Origin of the sequence: Cellulosimicrobium arenosum (assembly GCF_014837295.1) — a bacterium.
Taxonomy (GTDB): Bacteria; Actinomycetota; Actinomycetes; order Actinomycetales; family Cellulomonadaceae; genus Cellulosimicrobium; species Cellulosimicrobium arenosum.
The window spans coordinates 127,222-148,304 of record NZ_JACYHB010000010.1 but is presented as its reverse complement, the minus strand read 5'-3'; the positions used below and the strand labels follow the sequence as shown (position 1 = coordinate 148,304).

Here is a 21,083-nt window from a genome sequence, read left to right as displayed (position 1 = left end):
CACGAGGTCTGACAGCCAGGTGAGCCGGTCTCTGCGTTCGGTCCGACGACGCAGGGGCCGGCTCACGTCGTCGTCGGCACGCGCTCAGGGCTCCATGTCGTCGTGCAGCACGACGCGCGACAGCTCGACGCTGCCGTCCGCCAGCCGCCAGAAGTGCAGGCGGCGTGCGCTCGCGGTGTTGACCTGGACCGACAGCCGCCAGCAGACCGCGCCGTCGTCGCGGGTCGCAGCGGGCGCGGCCCCGCTCGTGCTGGTGCGCAGCCGGTGCAGCTGGTACCCGTTGATCTCGCTCGCGCGGCCGGTGAGCACGTGCACGAGCGCCTCGACGACCTTGCGCCGGGACACGCCCTCGAGCCCGAGGGACTCGACGAACCGCGGCCCCACCTCGTACGCGCCGAGCGGGCGGTCCGCCTTCTCGCCGGCGGGCACGAGGCGGGCCCACGCGAGGTAGACGTCGTGGCGCAGCTGGTCGACGGGGTCGGCGAACTCGGCCGGCGCACCGCGGTCGCCGGCCTCGTGGTCGACGTGCTGCCGCGTCGCCTTCTGCCGCTTGAGGTCCGTGGCGCGGTACCGGGTCTTCTGCGCGGCGATCGTCCGGTCGCGCCGCTCGACCTGCTCGCGCTGCTCCTGCACCAGCGCCCGGAGCTGGGAGACCTCCACGTCGAGGTCCGCCGCGCGGCGCGTCGCGTCGCGCGCCGCTGCCCGGTCGATCTCACCCTGGGCTCGCGCCGCGGCGAGCGCGAGCTGGGTGTCGCCGAGCGCGCTGCCGCGCGGCGCCGGGGGCGGGGCGGGCGCCTTCGGCTCCGGCGGGCAGGGCAGCGCCTCGACCTCCCCGCGGGCCTTCGCGGCGAGCAGGGCGGGCGTCGGTGCCGCCGGACGCCGCGCGGCCGGCACGGGAGCGGAGACAGGGGCGAGCGCCGGGAGGCTCGCCGGCACGGTCATCGGCGCCCCGGCCGCTGTGCCGGGGTCTGCCTCGGCCTGTCCGGGGCCGGTGTCGCCGTCGGCCGACTTCCGGGTCGCCGGTCGCGTCCCGGACGGTTCCGGCGCGCTGGGTGGTGCCAGCCACGGCGGACCGCCCGCCAGCAGCGCGGGCGCCGCGACGGGCTCGTCCTCCGACTCGTCGACGTCGTCGAGCCGCACGGCGATCCCGCCCGGCGAGGCGACGGCCCGCGCGATCACGACCTCGCCCTCGCTGAACAGGTCCGCCAGGTCGTCGAGCTCGTTGCCCGTCACACGGTCGCGCGCGACGCGGCAGTGCAGCTCGGGCAGGAGATCGACGACGACCGCGTCGTGCTCCACCTCGCGCACCCGCGCGAGCACGACGTCGCCGGGCTGGTACGCGGCGTGGACCAGACGGCGGGAGCCCGCGGCGTCGGGCAGCGACGCGCGGACGTCGAGCCGCGCGGACGCCCGGTCGAGGGTCCCCTCGACGCGCTGCCCGGTCGCGAGGATCCGCTCGAGCGGCACTCCGGGCAGGGTGAGCTCGGCCGCGACGACGGCCTGGCCGCCGTCGTCGAGCGTGACGAACGCGCGTCCACCCACGACGCCGCTGACGCTCCCGGCCCCGCGTGCGGACGACGGGGAGACCGACCGGCCCACGAGCCCGGCGCGGACCGCCGCGCCGAGCGCGTCCTGCACGAGGTGGCGGCGCACCCGCTCGTCGTCGTCGCCCGACCACGCGAAGTGCAGGCGCGAGCGGTGCGGGTGCTCGACCCAGTCGTGCTCGACCGCGTACACGCGCGACGCGCCGCCGTACACCTGGGTACGGTCCGGCATCGCGTCGGAGAACGCCCACGACGGGCCGCCCGTCGGCAGGACCACCACCTCCGCGAGCCCCGCGACCTCGTGCTCGAGCGCCGCCGGGTCGACGTAGGGGGAGCCGACGCCCGCGGGCGTCGTGACGACCACGACCGGCCAGGTCCGGCCCGGGGTCAGCAGGCGCTCGGCCAGCTCGCGGGCGGCGTCCTCGGTGACCACGTGCCCGACGCCGCGTGGCGGGCTCGTGCGCGCGCGCTCACCCGCGGTGGGCGCGGCGGAGGGGGAGCCCTGCGCCCGTGCCGCCTCGCGCGCGCGGTTCCGCTTCGGCACGCTCACCCCCTCGGTCGTGGGTGCCGAGACTACCGCTCGATCGGCGGGTGGACCTGCGCGGCCCCGGCCCGTCGGCACTGGTAGAACAGTGACCGGCAGCAGCGCTCACGCACGGACGACAGGTCGGGGGACCACCTCATGACGCAGCCGACGCCCACGCCCGGCGTGCAGGCACCGCAGCCGGGACGACGCCGTCGGACCGTGTCGCCGACCGTCGTCGTGGGCATCGTGGCCGGCGCCGTCGTGCTGCTCGTCGTGCTCGCGGTCGGAGCGCGCGCGGTCCTGAGCGCGACGGTCTTCTCGGCCGGCAGGCCCGTCGTCGCGTACCTCGAGACCCTCGGCGCGGGGGACGCGGAGGCGGCGCTCGCGATGAGCGCTCCGGGTCTGTCGCCCGACCAGAGCGTCCTGCTGACGAACGAGGTCTACGGCGAGGTCGAGGCCAGGCCGTCGTCGCCGCACGTCGACGGCGTCCAGCGGGAGGACGGGACGGACCGGGCGTTCGTGACCGTCACGTGGGACGAGGGCGGGCAGGAGGTCTTCGACGTCTTCACCGTGCGGCGGGCCGGTCGCGAGCTCGTCCTCTTCGACCGGTGGGAGCTCGTCCCGCCGCCGGTGTCGCGCGCCTCGTTGCCGCGGGCCCGTGACCTGCCCCCGGACTTCACGGTCGTCGTCGACGGTGTCGAGGTGGCGCCGTCGGTGGGCTCGGACGAGGCCCCGTGGTTCGCCGCGTTCCCGGGGCGCTACGACGTCACCCTGCCCGACGGCGGCCCGTTCCTCGAGGCACCGACCGTCCCCGTGCTGGTCGGCGGGCCGGGGGACACGAGCTTCGTCGGCGGGGTCGACGGCGACGAGCTCCTGCGGCACGCGGTGACGGACGCGGCGCTCGAGGCCGCCGCGACCCAGGTCACGCAGAGCCTGGACGCGTGCGTCGCCTCAGCCGACGCCGCGCCGGAGGGCTGCGGCGAGATGTCCGAGAGGTACGCGACCCTCGACCTCGACCCGGAGGTGGACGTCGAGGACTTCGCCTGGGAGCTGACCGACCCGCCGCTGATCGTCGCCGAGCGCGACGGCCACTCGTCGTCCACCGGCGCACCGCCGACGATCACGGTCACCGTCGAGGACGGGACGGTCGAGGCCACCGCTACCCTGCGTCGCGTCGACGACGACCCGGGGTCGGGGTCGTCGCCGCGTGCCGTCGCGCTCGACGACGAGGTCGCGCTCGACTACGAGGTGCGGTTCGAGGTCCGCGACGGCGAGCTCGTGGAGGTCGACGACCGGTGACCTGAGCGCCGCGGCACGGGCACGCGGTCGAGGTCGGCCGCGACGGTCAGCGCGCCGTCGAACACCGTCCGGGCCTCGCGCTCGAACTCGCCCGGGTCGGCGTAGCGCTGCGAGAAGTGCGTGAGCACGAGGTGGCGCACGCCGGCGTCCGCAGCGACCTTCGCCGCCTGGAACGCGGTGAGGTGGCCCCAGCGCTCGGCCTGGTCCAGGTCGCGGTCCAGGAAGGTGGACTCGATGACGAGCAGGTCGACGCCGGCGGCGAGGTCGTGCACCGCGTCGCACAGGCGCGTGTCCATGACGAACGCGAACGACTGGCCCGGGCGCGGGCGGCCGACGTCGTCGAGCGTGACGGTCCGCCCGTCCGGCGCCTGCACGGCGCCGTCGCGCTGCAGCCGCCCGACGACAGGTCCCGCGAGCCCGTGCGCGGCGAGGGCCTCGGGATCGAGACTCGTGCCGCCGGGCTCGTCGAGGCGGTAGCCGACGGCGTCGAGCGTGTGGTCGAGCCGGGCCGAGCGCAGCGTGAAACCGGGGTCGGGGCGGTCCGGCGAGGGCGGCACCGGGCCGTCCGTGGTCAGGGGCTGGAGCGTCGTCCGGCCCTGGCGGTGGTACGCGGACGCGTCGAGCAGGTGCTCGATCCACCGCTGGCCCGACGCCGGGTAGGACACCGGGATCGTGTGCGGCACCGCGTCCCCGCTGATGCGCTGCGCGACCCCTGCGAGGCCGAGGCTGTGATCGCCGTGCAGGTGCGTGATCGCGATGCGGGTGAGGTCGGTCGCGGAGACGCCCGCGAGCGTCATCTGCCGCTGCGTGCCCTCGCCCGGGTCGAACAGGATCGCCTCGTCGTCCCAGAACAGCACGTACCCGTTGTGGTTGCGCGTGCGCGTGGGGACCATGCTGGCGGTCCCGAGCACCACGAGCTCCCTGCGCGACATGGTGCCAGCCTGCCACCGTCGTCGGCTGATCGTAGGGTGGCGATATCCCAGGAACACCCCGCGAACCGGAGAACCATGCGCCTGCTGCTCGTCCGCCACGGCCAGACCCCGTCCAACGTCCAGGGTCTGCTCGACACCGCCCTCCCGGGCCCCGGCCTCACCGCGCTCGGCGCGCGCCAGGCCGCCGCGATCCCGGACGTGCTGGAGGACCGCGCGATCGACGGCATCGCCGTCTCGACGTTGGTGCGCACGCACCAGACGGCGTCGCCGCTCGCAGAGTTGCGCGGGCTCGAGCCGGTCGAGCTCGATGGGTTCCGCGAGGTCGACGGCGGCGACTGGGAGGGCACGGACGACCACGACACCCACATGCGCTACCTCGAGACCGTCTTCTCCTGGGCCGGGGGCGACCTGTCGCGCCGGGTGCCGGGCGGACCCGACGGGCGGGACTTTCTCGGCCGGTTCGACGACGCCGTCGCGCAGGTCGTCGACAGCGGGTGGGAGACGGCGGTCGTCGTCTCGCACGGTGCGGCGATCCGGTCCTGGGCCTGCGCGCGGGCTGCCGGCGTGGACGTTGCGACGATGGCGCACTCCCCGCTCGCGAACACCGGTCTCGTGGAGGTCGAGGGGGGCCCGACGTCGGGCTGGACGCTCCGGCAGGTCGTCGCGGACCCGCTGGGCGGGCGTCGGCTGCTGCCGAGCCGCGCCGACGACCCGACGGGCGAGTCGGTGGGCGAGATCGAGGAGCGCGCCGAGGAGTCCGCCTGAGCGCCCTCGGACTCCGGCGCCACGGGTCCCGTGCGGCGGTGTCCTGGCCTCGTCGCACGACCCAGGAACCCTCCAGCGGCGAGGGCTTCCTCCAACGCGCGCTCGACCTCACGTCCTTCGCCGAGCTCGTCGCCGTCCGCACGGAGATCGTGCGGGCATGACGCGCGTGCCGCTCGGCCGAGCCGTCGACGGCGGGACGCTCCTGCCGCCGTTCACCGACGCGCACGTCCACCTCGGCCTGATCGACGCGACCGCGCTCCTCCCGCACGGCATCGCCGCCGTGCACGACCTCGGCTGGGTGCCCGACGTCGCGGCGGGCTGGGCGCGCGCTGCCGAGTCGGCCGAGGCCACCAGACTTCCGCAGGTCGCGTTCGCCGGCGCGTTCCTCACCGCGCCGGGCGGCTACCCCTCGGGCCGCGCCTGGGCGCCCGACGGCTCGGTCGAGGAGGTCGCCTCGCCCGCCGAGGCGGTCGCCGCCGTCGACCGCCAGCTCGCCGTGGGCGCGTCGTTCGTCAAGGTCGCGCTCAACAGCGCGGCCGGCCCCGTGCCCGACGACGTCACCCTCGCCGCGATCGCCGCGCGCGCCCACGCGCGGGGCGCGACGGTCGTCGCGCACGCGGAGGGCCCCGGCCAGGCGGCGCGCGCCTTCGAGGCCGGCGTCGACCGCCTGGCCCACGCCCCGTTCTCCGAGCCCCTCCCCGACGCCTTGCTCGCAGCCATGTCCCACCCCCACCCCCACCCCCAACCCGCCCCCCACCCCGCCACCCGCCGTCGAACACGACCTGAGGGCCGGAAAGCGAGCGAGAACGACCTCCAGGTCGTGTTCGGCCGGGGGTGGGTGAGCCGGATGAGCTGGGTCAGCACGCTCGATGTGCATGGGTGGGGCGTGTCGTCGGCCGTTCAGGATCTTGCGATCGACAACGTCCGGCGGTTCGCTGCCGCGGGCGGCACGGTCGTCTACGGGACGGACCTGGGTAACGGCCCGCTCCCGGTCGGGGTGAACGAGCGCGAGCTGCGTGCGCTCGCAGCCGCCGGCCTCGACCCGAAGGCCCTCCTGCGCACGCTCACCTCCACCACCTCCACACATCCCGCCGAGAACGACCTGAGGGACGTTCTGAGCCCCAGAACGACCTCCAGGTCGTTCTCGGCGGGGTGGGTGACTTTTGTCCCCGGCGAGGCGCCTAGCGACCCGGACGACCTCCCGCGCTGGCTCGCCGGCGCCACGACCGTGCCCCACCCCGGGATGGAACAGACATGAGCACACCGACCAGCTCCTCGACCAGCTCCTCGAGCGGCACGGAACAGCGGGCCGCGCGCGCCGCCGCCCTCGACGCCGCCGACCCGCTCGCGCGCTACGTCGGCGCGTTCGTCCCGTCGGCGGACGTCGTCGCGTACCTCGACGGCAACTCGCTCGGCCGCCCGACGCGCGCGTCCGCCGAGCGGCTCGCCCGGTTCGCGACCGAGCAGTGGGGAGCGCGGCTCATCCGCGGCTGGGACGAGGAGTGGTACGACCTGCCGCTGACCCTCGGCGACCGGATCGGCGCCGCAGCGCTGGGCGCGGGACCCGGGCAGGCGTTCGTGGCCGACTCCACCACGGTGATCCTCTACAAGCTCGTCCGTGCCGCGCTCGGGGCCCCGTCGGTCGCGGGCCGGGACGAGGTCGTGCTCGACTCGGGGAACTTCCCGACCGACCGCTACGTCCTGGAGGGCGTCGCGCGCGAGCACGGCGTGACGCTGCGCTGGGTCGCCCCCGCGCACGACGGGGGTGTCACGCCCGAGCAGGTCGCCGAGGTGCTGACCGACCGCACCGCGCTCGTCGTGCTGAGCCACGTCGCGTACCGGTCGGGGTACCTGAGCGACGCCGCCGGGATCACGCGCCTCGCGCACGACGCCGGCGCGCTCGTCCTGTGGGACCTGTGCCACTCGGCCGGTGCGGTGCCCGTCGAGCTCGACGCGTGGGGCGTCGACCTGGCGGTCGGCTGCACGTACAAGTACCTGAACGGCGGTCCGGGCGCGCCCGCGTTCGGGTACGTGCGCGCCGACCTGCAGGACGCCCTGACCCAGCCGATCCAGGGCTGGATGGGCAGCGCGGCGCCGTTCGAGATGGGACCGGGGTACGCCCCGCACCCCGGCGCTCGCGGGTTCCTCAGTGGGACGCCGGCGATCGTGGGGATGCTCGCCATGCAGGACATGGTCGACCTCGTCGCTGAGGCGGGCATGGGCGCGATCCGCGCGAAGTCGGTCGCGCTGACCGAGCTCGCGCTGGAGCTCGTCGACGACCTGCTCGTCCCGCTGGGCGCGCGCGTCGCGTCCCCGCGCGACACCGGCCTGCGCGGCAGCCACGTGACCGTGGACCACGAGGCGTTCGAGGCGACGCTCCCGCTGCTGTGGGCTCGCGGTGTCATCCCCGACTTCCGCCGGCCGGACGGGCTGCGGCTGGGGCTGTCGCCGCTGTCGACGTCGTTCGACGAGGTGCGCGTCGGCGTCGAGGCGGTCCGTGACGCGCTCGCCGAGGTGACGGCCGCACGAGCGAGGTAGCCGCCCGCCGTGGCCGGTGCCCGGCCGTCTCAGCCAGCGGCAGGTAGGACGATCGTCGTCACGACGTCGGTCACCGCCGGGCGTCGGGGCGTCGAGCCGAACCCGAACCGCACCGGCGGGTCGACCGGCGCCAGACCGCCGAGCGCTTCGTCGCCCCACGTCGACGCGACCGCCACGACCGCGTGCACGTCCGTCGCACCGTAGTGCTCGACGCGTCCCGACCCGGCGCTCCCGCGCGTACGCACACCGTGCAGCAGGACGCGGGCCGCGGGGTCGGTCAGGCCGGTGAACCGTGGCGACGTGGCGAGTCGTCCCGGCACGAGCCGCAACAAGCGACCCAGCCCGGTCCGCGGCCCGACGACGACCCGTGCGGAGAGGGGGCCGGCGTCCACCAGCCACGGTGCGGGGACGCCCGCGCGCCCGTCGTGCCGTGACCCGTCCCCGTCGCGCCGTGACGCGTCACCGTCGCGCCGTGACGCGTCCCGGTCGTGCCGTGACCCGTCGCCGTCCTCGGCGTCGTCGCGGACCGTGACGGGCACGACCTCGACCCGGTCGAACCGGTAGGTGCTCGAGACGAACGCCGCGATGCCCTCGGTCGGTGCGAGGAGGAGGCGCTCGCCGTCGGGCCGCTCGACCATGACGTCCGCGAACCCGCCGAGCGGCGAGAAGTCCCATCGCCCGACGACGACCCGCGTCCCGGACGCCGTGCCCCAGCCGGCGATCCGGCCCTGGAACCGCGCGAGCCGTGACATCCCAGAAGCGTAGGCGGGTGCGCCGGGCGACGCCCGCCAGCACGCGAGCTGTGGCGCCGATCACGATGGATCGGCACCGCCTGTCAGCAAACTGGACAGCCGTCCAGGATGGGTTAGCGTGCTGCGCAGAGTGCGACCCGCGCGTCGCCGTACCGCCCGTCCCGCGACCCTCAGGCAGTGATGACCCGCCCCACCTCGCTCTCGTCCGTGCTGCCCTCCTCGACCAGGCGTCGGCTCACCCGACACCGCCGTTCCCGGCGACTCCGCGCGGCGACGGTGGCCGGTCTCGTGGCCCCCGCGCTCGTCCTCCCGGTCGCAGGGGCGAGCGCCGCGACCGTCGAGGTCGACCCGTTCGACCTCGCGGGCGGCTTCACCGTCTACGCGCGCGAGGACGCGCAGCTGGACAACTCCGAGACCGAGGGCAGCATCGCCGTCGGCGACGAGCTCACGGTCCGGGCGGACGGCGGCGAGTACCAGATCGCCCACCAGGTCGCGGGCACGGCGGACTACACGATCCCGACCGTCGACGGCGACCCGACGCGGCTGCTCATCGGCAGCTACGCGACGGACGCCGGGCTCGTCGAGATCACCGATTCCGGCGTCCCGGCGGACCGGGTGGAGGAGCTGTCGGGCGACCTGAAGGTCGTCACGGGCGACGCGGAGTTCGACACCTACGAGCGCGCCGACTGGGTACGGTACCGGACGGAGGTCGACGGCGAGCCCGCGATCGACGCCACCAACCAGCCCTGGCCCGACGGCGAGAGCACCGTCCCGACGCGGCTCGACTCGGTCGCGGCCTACGTCGAGGCCGACGCGACCGAGCCCGACGACGTCGAGCAGTGCCTCGCCGACCTGGTGCCGAGCGGCGAGGCGAACGAGCTCACCGTGACCGAGGACGACGGCGACCGGGTCGTGCTGTCGCCGCTGGTCCAGGGGCGGCCCAACGTCGTGGACTACGAGGACGTCGCGGCGGCCCACACCGTCCAGTTCTCGGACGGTGCCGTGCCCTCGGTCGACGCGCCGCTGATCGTCCAGGTCCCCGCCGGGACGACGACGGTCCAGGGCAAGGTGTTCGGCGCGGAGGGCGAGGCCGCCCGCTACGTCATGTGGGACATGTCCCAGGTCGACGGCCCGGTGACCCTCGACGGCGGCGAGACGCGGGTCGACGGGTCGGTCTACGCCCCGGACGCCGACCTCACGCTCGACGCCGCGCCGCTCGACGGCCAGGTCGTCGCGCAGAACCTCGTGGTCGAGGGCGGCGAGGTCCACTCCTACCTGTTCGCCGGCGCGATCCCGTGCGCGGCCGACGTCGCGCCCGGCAGCCTCACGCTCACCAAGCTCGTCGACGGAGGCGCGGCCTCCGCCGTCCCGGACGACACCGAGTTCACGGTCGGCTACGCGCTCGACGGCGTCGACCAGGACCCGCTGGCCGTCACCGTCGGCGAGCCCGCGACGATCGACGACCTCGCGCCGGGCACCGAGGTGGAGCTCTCCGAGCCGACCTTTCCCGACGTCGAGGGCGTCGAGTGGGGAGACCCCGGGTGGCAGGTCGACGGCGAGACGGTCGAACCTGCCGCGGACGGCACGGTGAGCGTCGAGGTGGGCGAGGCGGACGACGTCGAGCTCGTCCTGACGAACGCGGCGGAGACGGCTCCGACGCCCACCCCGACGCCCACTCCCACGCCGACACCGACGCCCACTCCCACGCCGACACCGACGCCCACCCCGACCCCGACGCCCACCCCGACGCCGGACGTGCCGACCGACACGCCGACCCCGACGCCGGACGAGGACCTCCCGGCGACCGGTGCGCAGACGGCCGGTCTCGTCGCGGCGGCGCTGGCACTGGTCTCTCTCGGGACGTTCCTCGTGGTGCGACGCCGCCGGAGCGTCTGACCGGCCGGACTGCCACCGCACCGCAACCGACCCCGGGTCGTCGGGCTACAGAACATCGAAGCCCTGACGGCCCGGGGTCCGGCGTTCGCGGTGCGCAGGTTCGTGCTCGTGGCCGGGGACCCCGACGACCAGGACGACCTGCCACCCGATCGTCGGGCGCCGTTCACCGGGGCGATGTCCGCACGCCACCCGGGCTCCGTAGCGTGACAGCGCTTCCCAACCCGGTCCCGGTGCTGCGACGGCGGTCCGACGGTCGTCGCCCGGGCCCCTGACCTGTGAAGGAACCCATGAACCTGCACGCATCCCACCGACCGGGCGCGTCGACGCGCACGGTGGCGTCGACGGTCGCGTTCTCGCTCGTCGGCGCGCTGCTCGTCACCGGCGTCGTGACGGCCACGTCGGACGTCGCGGCGGCCGCCGACGAGTCCCTCATCAGCTCGGGCGACACCACGTGGCGCTATCTCGAGGACAACACGAACCCCGCCGGGTCGGACGAGGACCAGCGCGTCTGGACGACGACCGGCTTCGACGACTCCGCCTGGAAGTCGGGCACCGGCGCGTTCGGCGCGAAGCGCGGCCAGGCGACCGGTATCGGCGACGCGTTCCCGATCACCACGCTCCTCACGCAGTACGTCGAGAGCACGACGACGGACGTCCCCACGTTCTTCTTCCGCACCGACGTGGACGTCACGGCCGCCGAGCTGGACGCAGCCGCGGCGTTCGAGGGCGAGATCGTGTACGACGACGCCGCGATCGTCTACGTCAACGGCGAGGAGGTCGCGCGCCTCGGCGACGAGGACCGCGAGATCACGCAGAACCTGCAGTACTTCGGGACGAGCCGCAGCGATCCCGTGACCAGCACGTTCGTCGTCCCGGCCAGCGCACTCGAGGCGGGGGAGAACACGATCTCGGTCGCGCTCTACCAGGACGCTCCGACCAGCTCCGACATCTACCTCGACGTCCGCTCGCTCGTCCCGACGCAGGGCGAGGTGCGCGACGTCACGCTCGGCATCGGGGCGGACGAGACGCAGGCCACGGTCGCGTGGTTCGCCAACCTGCCGGGCTCGGGCGAGGTGCAGTGGGCACCTGCGCAGGACGTGGTCGGCGGCACGTTCCCGCTCGACGCGCAGTCGGCGCCGTCCGCCGCGGACGCCTCGGTCGATGGCGCGACCTACCACCACGCCGCGATCAGCGGTCTCGAGGAGAACTCGTCCTACGTCTACCGCGTCGGGAGCGCGGCCACCGGCTGGTCCGAGCCGGCGACGTTCGACACGGGCACGTTCGGCGACGAGTACTCGTTCCTGTTCGTCGGCGACATCCAGATCGGTGCGAGCGGGAGCACGTCGAACGACACCGCGAGCTGGGTCCGCAACGCGGGCACGATCGACGAGCGTCACCCCGACGCCGCCTTCCTCGTCTCGGCGGGCGACCAGGTCGACAGCTCGGGCAGCACCGAGCAGTACGCGGGCCTGTTCTCCGCGGCGTCCATGCGCACGCTGCGCTTCGCACCCGACGTCGGCAACCACGACGCGGGCAGCATGCTCTACGACCAGCACTACGCGCGCCCGAACGCGACCGAGGGCATGCGCGACTACTGGTACGGCTACGGCGACGTGCTGTTCGTCTCGCTCGACTCGAACCAGTCCTCGGACGCCGGGATCGACGAGCGCGAGGCGTACCTGCGCGGGGTGATCGACGAGCGCGGCGACGACTACGAGTGGGTCGTCGTGTCGTTCCACCACTCCCTGTACAGCCAAGCCTTCCACTCGCGCGACGCGGACGTGGTCCGCCTGCGCGAGCGTCTCGCGCCGGTGTTCAGCGAGCTCGGCGTGGACGTCGTCCTCGCGGGGCATGACCACATCTTCACGCGCAGCCACCTCATGGACGGCACGACGCCCGTCGTGCCGGAGACCGAGCCCGCGATCGGCGACGTCCTCGACCCGCAGGACGGGCAGGTGCTGTACGTGACGGGCAACTCCTCGACGGGCAGCAAGTACTACGACTTCGACGGCGCGAAGCCCTGGACCGCTCGCTGGGAGCAGTCCCGCGAGCCGAGCTACTCCGAGGTCGACGTGACCCCGACGTCGTTCACCGTCACGACGTACGCGACGGCGACCGAACGGGTCGTGGACCGGGTCACGGTCCGGCACGACGGCGCCGCGGCACCGCAGCTCGACGTCACCGCGAGCGCGCGCTGCCTGGCGGGCAGGGCGTACGTCGCGGTGCGGGCCACGAACGTCGGTGCGGACGCGGCGGACGTCGAGCTGTCGACGCCGTACGGCTCGCGCACGTTCGCAGACGTCGGTCCGGGCACCTCGGCCTACCAGTCGTTCGCGGTCCGCGCCACGTCGGTCGACGCCGGCACGGCCACGGCCACCGTGACCGACGACGGCGCATCCCACCCGTCCGAGGCGGGCTACGCCTCTCTCACCTGTCCCTGACATGACCGGCTCCCGGAAACCTCCGGGGGCGAGCGATGCAGCGGTGCCCGAGTGATGCAGGCAGGAACGCATCACTCGGGCACTGCTGCATCTCTCGGGCACAGCCGCCGTGCGCTGGCGGGATCGTCCTCCGCGCGGGATGGTCGGGGGAGACGGCGGACGTCGTCGGGCAGGAGAGGACCATGCCGAAGGCCACCCGGGACGGCGACGCGAAGCAGTCCGAGATCCCGAGCACCCTGCAGCGCTCGGACGCGAAGGCGCAGCGCACGTTCGCGCAGGCGTTCGACGCGGCGATGGACCAGTACGGCTCCGACCAGCGTGCCCGCCGGGTCGCGTTCGCGGCGCTCAAGCACACGCACGAGAAGGTCGGCGACCACTGGGAGCCCAAGGACGAGCCCGGCCCGTCGGACGAGCGTGCCGAGGAGGGCGGGCTCGACCCGGACGGTGAGTCCGCGGGCGGCGTCGATGCGAACGCGACCAAGGAGCACCTGCTGGAGGTCGCGCAGCGGCTCGACGTGGACGGCCGCTCGAGCATGACGAAGGACGAGCTCGTCGACGGGATCCAGCGGGCGAACGAGCGTGAGACCCGGCACGCTCGGGGCGACTGAGCAGCTCGAGGGTCCGTCGGCGTGCCACGATGTGCGCATGACCAGCAACGCCGACGACCGCACCGCACTGACCGAGCTCGTCGCGACGCTCGAGGCGCAGGAGCGCGACCTCGTGCTCCCCGCGTTCACGCACGACGACGCGTGGCGCCTGGGGTGCGTCCTGGTCGAGCTCGCGACCGAGCGCGACCTGCCCGTGACGATCGACGTCCGCAAGGGCCACCAGCAGGTGTTCCACGCCGCGCGCGAGGGCTCGACGCCGGACAACGACTCGTGGGTCGAGCGCAAGGTCCGGGTCGTGCAGAGGTTCGGGGCGTCGTCGTACCTCGTGGGGCTGCGGTCGAAGGTCCGGGGCCAGACGTTCGGCGAGCAGCACCAGCTCGCGCTGCAGGAGTACGCCGCGCACGGCGGGGCGTTCCCGGTCCGGGTGGAGGGCGTCGGCCCGGTGGGCGTCGTGACGGTGTCCGGGCTGGCGCAGGCGGACGACCACGCGCTCGTCGTCGAGGCGCTGCGGGCGTTCCTCGGCCGGCCCCGCACCTACCTCGCCTGATCCCGTGCGCGCCTTCTCCTGCTCGCGCTGCGGCAGCCTCGTCGGTTTCGAGGACCCGACCTGCGTGTCCTGCGGCTCCACCCTCGGCTACGTCCACGGCATCGACCGGATGCGGGCCCTGGACGACGACGGCCGGGCCCGCTGGGAGGGCGTGCCCCGGATCCTGTGCGCCAACCAGCCGCTCGGGTGCAACTGGCTCGTGCCCGAGGGGCCGGAGCTCGAGGCGTTCTGCGTCGCGTGCCGCCTGGTCCGGCGGCACCCGTCCCCCGGCGACGACCTCGCGACCGACCAGTACGCGGCGGCGCTCGTCGCGGAGCGGCGCCTGCTGTTCCAGGTCCTGGAGAACGACCTGCCGATCACCAGCTACGCCGAGCGCGACGGCGGCCTCGCGTTCGACCTGCTGTCGTCCACGACGGGCGACCCCGTGACGATCGGGCACGCGGACGGCGTCGTGACGATCGACCTGTCCGAGACCGGCGACGCGTACCGCGAGTCGTTGCGCGTCGAGCTGGGCGAGCCGTACCGGACCATGCTCGGCCACTTCCGCCACGAGACCGGGCACTACTACTGGCAGGAGCTCGTGTCGTCGTCACCTGCCCTGCTGGCTCGGTGCCGGGAGCTGTTCGGCGACGACACCGCCGACTACCAGCAGGCGATCGACCGGCACTACGCGCACGGCGCACCCGACGGGTGGCGCGCCGAGTTCATCTCCGAGTACGCGACGATGCACCCGTACGAGGACTTCGCCGAGTCCTGGGCCCACTACCTGCACATCACGGACACCCTGCAGACCGCGGCCTCGTTCGGGATGAACCTGGGCGGGCTCATCGGCGACAAGCTGGCGCCGGAGCTGCGGGGATCGCTCGCGACGCACCCCGCGTTCTCCGTGACCGGCTACCGCGAGGCCACGATGGAGGAGATCCTCACGCTGTGGCACCCGCTCGCGATCGCGTTCAACCAGATCAACCGCTCGATGGGCAAGAACGACCTGTACCCGTTCGTGCTCACCGAGCCGGTGCGGGCCAAGCTCGCGTTCGTCCACGAGGTGGTGTCGGGTCAGTCCCACTCCACGGGAACGTCCTCGAACGTCGGCCACGACGCCACCACGGCGACGTCGAGCGACGACAGGTCATCGACCGGGCGGGCGAACGCGACCTCGTAGCGCACGGTCCCGTCGACGGACGTCGTCGCCCGGACCGGGTCGCTCTCGAGCTCGACGCCGGAGGAGCGCACCGGTTGGTACTGCGCGAGCGTGCGCGTGTCGACGAGCGTGGGGTGCAGCTCGCCGGATCCCGTCATGTCCCACACGGACACGTCGTCCGTCTCGTCGTCGTCCACCGCGTCGAGCGGCGTGAGGGTGAGCCGGAGCCTCGTGAGGGACCCGCGCACGACGAGCGGCTCGACCGCGACCCGCACCTGCGCTCCGTCGGACCCGGGGACCGGCACGACCATCTCGTCGACCGTCTCGGCCTCGCCGACCGGGTGGACCGACGGCGCGTCGGCCGGCACGTACTCACCCTGGGCCGGCGTGATGTCCTCGGTCTCGACGCGCGTCTCTGACCGGCCCGGCACCGGGCCGGTGTACCGGAGCTCGACGCGACGGTTCTGCGCGCGGTCCTCGGCGACGTCGTCGCCGGACTCGGGCACGGCGAGCCGCGTCTCCCCGTAGCCCTCGACCGTCAGGTCGAGGTCGGGACGGGCTGCGGCGACGGCGTCCGCCACCGACTGCGCCCGGCGCCGGGACAGGTCGAGGTTGTCCTCGTCGGAGCCGACCGAGTCCGTGTAGCCCTCGACGGTGAGCGGGCCGTCCTGCGGCACCCGGTCCACGAGCCCGCCGATCCGCTCGGCCGCGGCGTCGGAGAGGTCGGCCGAGCCCACGTCGAACAGGACGTCGGACGAGAGCGTCACGACGACCTCCTCGCCCTCCTCCTCGATCGTCTGGACGCTCTCGACGCTGCCCTCGAGCGCGTACGTCCGGGCGTTGTCGGTCTCGTACGTCGAGGTCGCGGACTCCAGCGCCTCGGCGCTCGGCGCACCACCGAGGTCGTCGAGCGTGAGCGCGTCGAACCCGGGGACGGGACCGGACGGGTCGTCGGTGGCGTCGGCGGGCACGAGGCCGCCACCCGCGAGCAGCGCGGCGAGCGCGGCCCCGGCGCCGAGGTGTCGTGGCGCGCGCACGGCTCAGTCCTCGGGCTCGTACGTGACGGGAAAGTCCTCGATCGCGGGCCACGACGGGTGCAGCCACAGGTCGACGGCCGCCGGGTCGCCCTGGGGGCGCGGGAACCACGCCTGGTAGAGGACCGCCTCGTCGTTGCGGGCGGAGGCCCGGTTGACGTCGGTCTCGAGGTCGGTGCCCGTGTCGGAGACGACCTCGTAGCTCGTCACGGCGTCCACGTCGACGATCGTCGGGAGTACGTCGTTGCCGAACATGTCGTAGATCGAGACCAGGTCGCCGGGCTCGACCGACGTGAAGTGCGGGGTCAGGACGACCTGGAGCTGCGTCGTCGGCCCGTCCGCCGTGAGCGCCACGACGCCGACCGTGACCTCGTCCTCCGGCGACCTCGGGACGGGCACGGTCATCTCGACGACCGGCTGGTACTCGTCGGCCCCGACGGTGACGGGCTCGATCTCGTCCTCGTCGCCGCCGGTGCACGCGGCGGCGAGCAGCAGGACGGCCGCGACGGCGCCCACCGTGCGCGCGCGGGTACGGCCCGCTCGGGGGGCGAGGGGCGAGCGGGCGGCCCGGATGCTCGTCATGGTCCGTCAGCCTAGGGCAGGGTCGGGCGCGCGCGCAGCCGTGTCCTGGCGTCCGGTCTCAGCGGGGCGGGCGCGCGGCGCGTCGGGCCTTGCGGGCCGCGGCGGCGCGGTCGGTCGCCGTGTCGAGCTCGTCGTCGAGCGTCGCGAGGGCGTCCTGCGCACGCGCGCGGGCGTCGTTCGCGTCGGCGAGCCGGGCCCGCGCGGCGTCCCGCTCGTCGGCGAGGCGGGCGAGCTCGTCCTCGATCGTGCCCAGCTCGTCCTCGACCTGCCCGACGACGTCCCCGGCCTCGCGCACCCGGGCGTCGGCCTCGTCGCGGGCGGCCTCGAGCCGGTCCACCTCGGCCGCTGTCTCGGCCACCTCGCGCTCGGCCTCCGCGACGGGGTCCGCGTCCGCGTCGGCGCCCGCGTCGCCGGTCGAGGTGGTGCCCCGGGTCCGGGAGCGACGCGCGGCGACCTCGTCGCGCAGCGTCACGACGTCGGCAGGCTCGCCACCCTCGTCGACGATCCCGAACCCGACGTGCTGCAGCGCCTGCCCGAGCCGGCCGGACCGGACGAGCGCTCCGGCGTCGGGATCCATGACGGCGGCGGTCAGGGTCTCGGCGAGCCGGTCGACCGTGCCCGCCGACACCGCACGGCCCGCGACCTCGCCGGCGGACCGGACCTCGCCCACGAGTGCGTCCGTGCGCTCGCGCCGGAGCCGGTCGAGCGCGGTGATGCGACCTCGGTCGCGGTCGGTGGTCGCGGTCCGCAGCTCGTCGCCGAGCGTGACGAGCGCCGCGACCTGGTCGGGGTGGGACCGGGCGACCTGGTTGACCACCCAGGCGGCGACCGTCGGCTTGGTCAGCCGTGCGACGCGGGCCGCGCCCACCGCGTCGCCCGACGCCTTGACGCGCCGGGCCGCGGCCGTGCGCGCGACGACGAACTGCTCGAGCGGCAGCGCGTACAGCCGGTCGAGCTCGGTGGCGAGCTCGTCGGCGAGGTCGGGCACGTCACCGGTGCCGGGCGCGTCGGGACTCACGACGCCCAGCGTCCCACGGTACCGGCGGGGCCGGCAGGGTCCACCGGGCGGGCGGCCGGGGGCCGTCGGAGCATGCGGGCGAACGCGTCCTCGGTGACGACCGGGATCCCGTAGCGCCGGGCGGTGCGCGCCTTGGTCGACAACGAGTCCGGGTCGGCGGCGACGACGAGCCGCGTGCGCCGCCTCACGTACCGCCACGGTTCGAGTCCGGCCCGCCGGACGTCGTCCTCCCACGCCTCGCGGGTGCGCCGCATCGACCCGGTCAGCACGATCTCGTCGCGCGGTCCCAGCGTGAAGGCCTCCCGCTGCCCGACGCCGGTGCCCGCCTCGTCCACGAGCCGCGCTCCCAGCGCGGCCTGGGCGGCGCCCGCGACGTCGTCCGCGTCGAGACCGAGCTGGCCCGCGACCTCGTGCAGGTCGGCGTCGACCGACAGCGCGCCGAGCAGGGAGCGGTCGTCCGCGTGGTCCCCCGGGCCGCGGGTGGAGGCGTCGCCGCCGGCGACCTCGCCGAGCAGCACCGTCTCGTCGAGGACCTGCCGGGCGAGGTCCGCGAGATGGTCGCGGTGCAGGGACTCGACGTCCCCGCGGGTCAGTCCGGCGTCGCGGGCGGTGGCGAGGAGGGCAGCGCGCTCGCTGTGCGAGACGTAGCGGTCGAGCAGGGCCAGGTCGAGCAGGCGGCGGTACTCCTCCCGCGAGGTGGTGCCGGTGGTGTCACGAGGGGTACCGGCGACGTCGAGCCCGGAGAGCCAGTGCGCGTGCCGCCGGCTCGCCCCGCGCAGCACCGGACCCGAGGGTGCTCCGAGACCGGCGGGGTCGCCGCACTCCGGCGGCAGGGTCCAGCGCACCCCGGCCGCCGCGGCGCGCGCGACGGCCCAGCACTCGTCGTCGGCGGCGACGTCGAGGTAGTGCGCGAGCAGGCCCGCGGTCGCCCGCGCGTCCCCGAGGGCGGAGTGGACGTCGTCGTGCACGATCCCGACCGCGGCGCAGCACGCCGCCAGGCCGCGCGAGCCGGTGAGGTAGCGGCCCGCGAGCTGCTGCGTGCACACGCACGCGAGCGGGTCGATCGCCGCCGCGATCCCGGCGCGGCCCAGCTCGGCCCGCAGGAACCGCGTGTCGAACGACGCGTTGTGCGCGACGAGGACACGACCGTCGAGCAGGCGCAGCAGCGCGGGTGCGACGCGGTCGAACGTCGGAGCGAGGGCGACGTCGGCGGCCGTGATCCCGTGGACGTGCTGAGGCCCGAGGTCGCGGCAAGGGTTGACGAGGCTGCACCACTCGTCCTCGACCCGGCCCGCGTCGTCGAGCAGCACGACCGCGACCTCCGCGACCCGGTCGCCGAGCCGCGGGGAGAACCCGGTGGTCTCGAGGTCGACGACGGCGAATCCGGGCACGCGCCCAGTCTGCCCGACTCCGCCCGGTTCCGAGAGCACCACCGCGGGCCGGCGGCGGCCGTCGTTCGTTACCGTCGCGTGAACTCACCCGCCCTGGGCTTTCGCCGGACCCGGAGCGGACCTACGCTCACGAGCACACGGGTCTTCGCGACGTCGCGTCCTGTGCGACTCGGCTGATCCCGGCACCCCGGGGACGGCCGGCGGGGGCCACTGCCGAGGAGGATGCGTGAGACACGTGAGATCGCGAACGATCGTCCCGTCCGTCGCCGCCGCGAGCCTGGTGCTCGCCGCGCTGACCGTTGCGCCGGCCGGTGCCGCACCCGGCGGGGTCCGGGCCGCCGTCGACCCGCCGCCGCTCTCCGACCTCGTCACGGGGCCCGCCGTCATGGACCGGCTCGAGGACCTGCAGGCGATCGCGGACGCCAACGGCGGCACCCGCGCGCTCGAGACGCCGGGCTACGAGGCGAGCGCCGCGTACGTCGAGCAGGCGCTGACCGACGCCGGCTACGCGCCCGAGCGTCAGTACTTCACGTTCGAGGAGCCCGTGATCGACGCGCTGTCCGCGACGGCGGCGGGCGTCGAGGTCACCGAGTCGATCTACCCGGCGGCCTTCGCCCCGGACACGCCGGAGGGGGGCGTGACCGGACCGCTCGTGCAACCGTCCGACGACCTCGTGCAGGGCTGCACGGCCGAGACCTGGGACGGTGTCGAGGCCACGGGTGGCGTCGCGCTCGTCAGTCGCGGGACGTGCCCGTTCTCGGACAAGGTGCTGTTCGCATCACAGGCCGGCGCCGTCGCCGTCATCCTCTACAACAACACGGACGGGGCCCTGAGCCCGACGCTCGGTGCCGACGACGACGCGTGGGTGCCGACGGTCGGCATCACGCAGGCCGACGGGCAGGCGATCCTCGCGGCGCTGGCCGACGGCGCCGCTCCGGAGGCGACCGTCGAGGTCGTCACGCACGTCGAGGAGTTCGAGACGTTCAACGTCATCGCCCAGACGCCCGGTGGCCGGGACGACAACGTCGTCATGGTCGGCGCGCACCTCGACGGCGTCGAGGACGGGCCGGGGATCAACGACAACGGGTCCGGGTCGATGGCGATCCTCGAGGTCGCGGTCCAGCTCGCCGAGGCGACGGACGGCGGGCAGGACGTCGAGAACGCGGTCCGCTTCGCGTGGTGGGGCGCCGAGGAGGTCGGCCTCGTCGGGTCGACGCACTACGTCGACGACCTCGCGGCGAACGACCCCGGGGCGCTCGACGACATCGCGACCTACCTGAACTTCGACATGGTCGGCTCGCCGAACTACATCATCGGCGTGTACGACGCGGACGAGTCGACGTACCCCGCGCCGGTCGACGTCCCGGCCGGGTCGCCCGAGACGGAGGAGGTCTTCACCGACTACTTCGACGGGATCGACCAGCCCTGGGTGGACACCGAGTTCTCGGGCCGCTCCGACTACCAGGCGTTCATCGTCAACGGCATCCCGGCGTCCGGTCTGTTCACCGGTGCGGACGACGTGAAGACCGCGGAGGAGGTCGCGCTGTTCGGCGGTACCGAGGGGATCACCCACGACCCGAACTACCACTCGCCGCTCGACACGATCGACAACGTCGACCCCGCGGCACTCGACATCATGTCGCGCGCGATCGGGCACGCCGTCGCGTCGCTGTCCGAGGACACCTTTGCGATCAACGGCGTGGGCAACCCGCGCGTCGACGGCATCGAGGCGCAGGCGCGCTGCCTCGACGGCACGGCCTACGTCGCGATCCGTGCGACCAACGGCGAGGCCGCCCCGGCCGACCTCCGGATCACGGCGCGGCCGGCCGCGCAGGGCGCGACGCCGTACGGGGACAAGAAGGTCTCGTCGCTCGCACCGGGCAAGAACGTCTACCAGTCGTTCAGCACCCGTGCCTCGTCCGTCGAGGCCGGGATCGCCACCGTCGCCGCGTACCAGTGGCGAAACGGCGACTCGGTGTACCAGCAGTACACGGTCCCGTTCGACGCGATCAGCTGCACCTGACCCCGCAGCCCGCCGAGCACGACCTGGGGGTCGTCATCCGCCGGAT

18 protein-coding genes are annotated in these 21,083 nt (G+C 74.4%); 11 read left to right on the top strand and 7 right to left on the bottom strand.

The window, feature by feature from the left end:
* Nucleotides 1–84 precede the first annotated feature (84 nt).
* Nucleotides 85–2,088, bottom strand: coding sequence for a S1 domain-containing protein (locus tag IF651_RS12850; RefSeq protein WP_191829525.1), 2,004 nt, complete (start codon nucleotides 2,086–2,088; stop codon nucleotides 85–87).
* Nucleotides 2,089–2,226: 138 nt separating this feature from the next.
* Between IF651_RS12850 and IF651_RS12845 the strand changes: the two genes are divergently transcribed.
* Nucleotides 2,227–3,369 carry a hypothetical protein gene (locus IF651_RS12845; protein ID WP_191829524.1) on the top strand — a complete coding sequence of 381 codons (1,143 nt, stop codon included), beginning with the start codon at nucleotides 2,227–2,229 and terminating at the stop codon, nucleotides 3,367–3,369.
* Here IF651_RS12845 and IF651_RS12840 read toward each other — a convergent pair.
* A complete protein-coding gene (locus IF651_RS12840; RefSeq protein ID WP_191829523.1) occupies nucleotides 3,312–4,301 on the bottom strand; it encodes a ribonuclease Z in 990 nt (329 codons plus the stop codon). The two genes, IF651_RS12845 and IF651_RS12840, sit on opposite strands and share 58 nt — an antisense overlap.
* A gap of 75 nt (nucleotides 4,302–4,376) precedes the next feature.
* Here IF651_RS12840 and IF651_RS12835 point away from each other — a divergent pair, with 75 nt between their 5' ends.
* The 4 genes from IF651_RS12835 to IF651_RS12825 are packed head-to-tail and all read left to right on the top strand — an operon-like array spanning nucleotide 4,377 to nucleotide 7,604.
* Nucleotides 4,377–5,066: a histidine phosphatase family protein gene (locus IF651_RS12835; RefSeq protein ID WP_191829522.1), complete on the top strand. Its 690-nt coding sequence runs from the start codon at nucleotides 4,377–4,379 to the stop codon at nucleotides 5,064–5,066.
* A gap of 38 nt (nucleotides 5,067–5,104) precedes the next feature.
* Nucleotides 5,105–5,227, top strand: coding sequence for a hypothetical protein (locus IF651_RS18060; RefSeq protein WP_277818618.1), 123 nt, complete (start codon nucleotides 5,105–5,107; stop codon nucleotides 5,225–5,227).
* Nucleotides 5,224–6,324, top strand: a complete 1,101-nt coding sequence (locus IF651_RS12830; protein ID WP_191829521.1) for an amidohydrolase family protein — start codon at nucleotides 5,224–5,226, stop codon at nucleotides 6,322–6,324. Before IF651_RS18060 ends, IF651_RS12830 begins: the two co-directional genes overlap by 4 nt.
* A complete protein-coding gene (locus IF651_RS12825; RefSeq protein ID WP_191829520.1) occupies nucleotides 6,321–7,604 on the top strand; it encodes a kynureninase in 1,284 nt (427 codons plus the stop codon). Before IF651_RS12830 ends, IF651_RS12825 begins: the two co-directional genes overlap by 4 nt.
* Before the next feature lie 29 nt (nucleotides 7,605–7,633).
* Here the strand turns inward: IF651_RS12825 and IF651_RS12820 are convergent, their stop codons facing one another.
* Entirely contained in the window at nucleotides 7,634–8,356 is a 723-nt protein-coding gene (locus IF651_RS12820) for a hypothetical protein (protein WP_191829519.1), read from the bottom strand.
* Nucleotides 8,357–8,536: 180 nt separating this feature from the next.
* Here IF651_RS12820 and IF651_RS12815 point away from each other — a divergent pair, with 180 nt between their 5' ends.
* The 5 genes from IF651_RS12815 to IF651_RS12795 all read left to right on the top strand — a co-directional run bounded on the left by IF651_RS12815 (nucleotide 8,537) and on the right by IF651_RS12795 (nucleotide 15,010).
* Nucleotides 8,537–10,252, top strand: a complete 1,716-nt coding sequence (locus tag IF651_RS12815; protein ID WP_191829518.1) for a collagen-binding domain-containing protein — start codon at nucleotides 8,537–8,539, stop codon at nucleotides 10,250–10,252.
* Nucleotides 10,253–10,539: 287 nt separating this feature from the next.
* A complete protein-coding gene (locus IF651_RS12810; RefSeq protein WP_191829517.1) occupies nucleotides 10,540–12,693 on the top strand; it encodes a purple acid phosphatase family protein in 2,154 nt (717 codons plus the stop codon).
* A gap of 182 nt (nucleotides 12,694–12,875) precedes the next feature.
* Nucleotides 12,876–13,301 carry a ChaB family protein gene (locus tag IF651_RS12805; RefSeq protein WP_191829516.1) on the top strand — a complete coding sequence of 142 codons (426 nt, stop codon included), beginning with the start codon at nucleotides 12,876–12,878 and terminating at the stop codon, nucleotides 13,299–13,301.
* A gap of 37 nt (nucleotides 13,302–13,338) precedes the next feature.
* Nucleotides 13,339–13,848, top strand: coding sequence for a heme-degrading domain-containing protein (locus IF651_RS12800; protein ID WP_191829515.1), 510 nt, complete (start codon nucleotides 13,339–13,341; stop codon nucleotides 13,846–13,848).
* A 4-nt stretch (nucleotides 13,849–13,852) separates the two neighbouring features.
* Nucleotides 13,853–15,010: a putative zinc-binding metallopeptidase gene (locus tag IF651_RS12795; protein ID WP_191829514.1), complete on the top strand. Its 1,158-nt coding sequence runs from the start codon at nucleotides 13,853–13,855 to the stop codon at nucleotides 15,008–15,010.
* Here IF651_RS12795 and IF651_RS12790 read toward each other — a convergent pair.
* Genes IF651_RS12790 through IF651_RS12775 form a run of 4 tightly spaced genes read right to left on the bottom strand, consistent with a single transcriptional unit; the run spans nucleotide 14,905 to nucleotide 19,014 of the window.
* Entirely contained in the window at nucleotides 14,905–16,026 is a 1,122-nt protein-coding gene (locus IF651_RS12790; protein WP_191829513.1) for an OmpA family protein, read from the bottom strand. The two genes, IF651_RS12795 and IF651_RS12790, sit on opposite strands and share 106 nt — an antisense overlap.
* Before the next feature lie 3 nt (nucleotides 16,027–16,029).
* Nucleotides 16,030–16,605, bottom strand: a complete 576-nt coding sequence (locus IF651_RS12785; protein ID WP_191829512.1) for a hypothetical protein — start codon at nucleotides 16,603–16,605, stop codon at nucleotides 16,030–16,032.
* A 58-nt stretch (nucleotides 16,606–16,663) separates the two neighbouring features.
* Nucleotides 16,664–17,623, bottom strand: coding sequence for a hypothetical protein (locus IF651_RS12780; protein ID WP_338403943.1), 960 nt, complete (start codon nucleotides 17,621–17,623; stop codon nucleotides 16,664–16,666).
* Complete coding sequence (locus IF651_RS12775; RefSeq protein WP_191829511.1) at nucleotides 17,620–19,014, bottom strand: exonuclease domain-containing protein; 1,395 nt, start codon at nucleotides 19,012–19,014, stop codon at nucleotides 17,620–17,622. The genes IF651_RS12780 and IF651_RS12775 overlap by 4 nt, the downstream gene beginning before the upstream one ends.
* A 235-nt stretch (nucleotides 19,015–19,249) precedes the next feature.
* Between IF651_RS12775 and IF651_RS12770 the strand changes: the two genes are divergently transcribed.
* Nucleotides 19,250–21,037 (top strand): M28 family peptidase, encoded by a 1,788-nt coding sequence (locus IF651_RS12770; protein ID WP_338403942.1) that lies wholly within the window; start codon nucleotides 19,250–19,252, stop codon nucleotides 21,035–21,037.
* Nucleotides 21,038–21,083 lie beyond the last annotated feature (46 nt).

Bases quoted from the DNA above. Each gene is read 5' to 3' on its own strand.
- IF651_RS12845 (WP_191829524.1), top strand. From the start codon at position 2,227: ATGACGCAGCCGACGCCCACGCCCGGCGTGCAGGCACCGCAGCCGGGA.
- IF651_RS12840 (WP_191829523.1), bottom strand. From the start codon at position 4,301: ATGTCGCGCAGGGAGCTCGTGGTGCTCGGGACCGCCAGCATGGTCCCC.
- IF651_RS12835 (WP_191829522.1), top strand. From the start codon at position 4,377: ATGCGCCTGCTGCTCGTCCGCCACGGCCAGACCCCGTCCAACGTCCAG.
- IF651_RS12830 (WP_191829521.1), top strand. From the start codon at position 5,224: ATGACGCGCGTGCCGCTCGGCCGAGCCGTCGACGGCGGGACGCTCCTG.
- IF651_RS12825 (WP_191829520.1), top strand. From the start codon at position 6,321: ATGAGCACACCGACCAGCTCCTCGACCAGCTCCTCGAGCGGCACGGAA.
- IF651_RS12820 (WP_191829519.1), bottom strand. From the start codon at position 8,356: ATGTCACGGCTCGCGCGGTTCCAGGGCCGGATCGCCGGCTGGGGCACG.
- IF651_RS12815 (WP_191829518.1), top strand. From the start codon at position 8,537: ATGACCCGCCCCACCTCGCTCTCGTCCGTGCTGCCCTCCTCGACCAGG.
- IF651_RS12810 (WP_191829517.1), top strand. From the start codon at position 10,540: ATGAACCTGCACGCATCCCACCGACCGGGCGCGTCGACGCGCACGGTG.
- IF651_RS12805 (WP_191829516.1), top strand. From the start codon at position 12,876: ATGCCGAAGGCCACCCGGGACGGCGACGCGAAGCAGTCCGAGATCCCG.
- IF651_RS12800 (WP_191829515.1), top strand. From the start codon at position 13,339: ATGACCAGCAACGCCGACGACCGCACCGCACTGACCGAGCTCGTCGCG.
- IF651_RS12785 (WP_191829512.1), bottom strand. From the start codon at position 16,605: ATGACGAGCATCCGGGCCGCCCGCTCGCCCCTCGCCCCCCGAGCGGGC.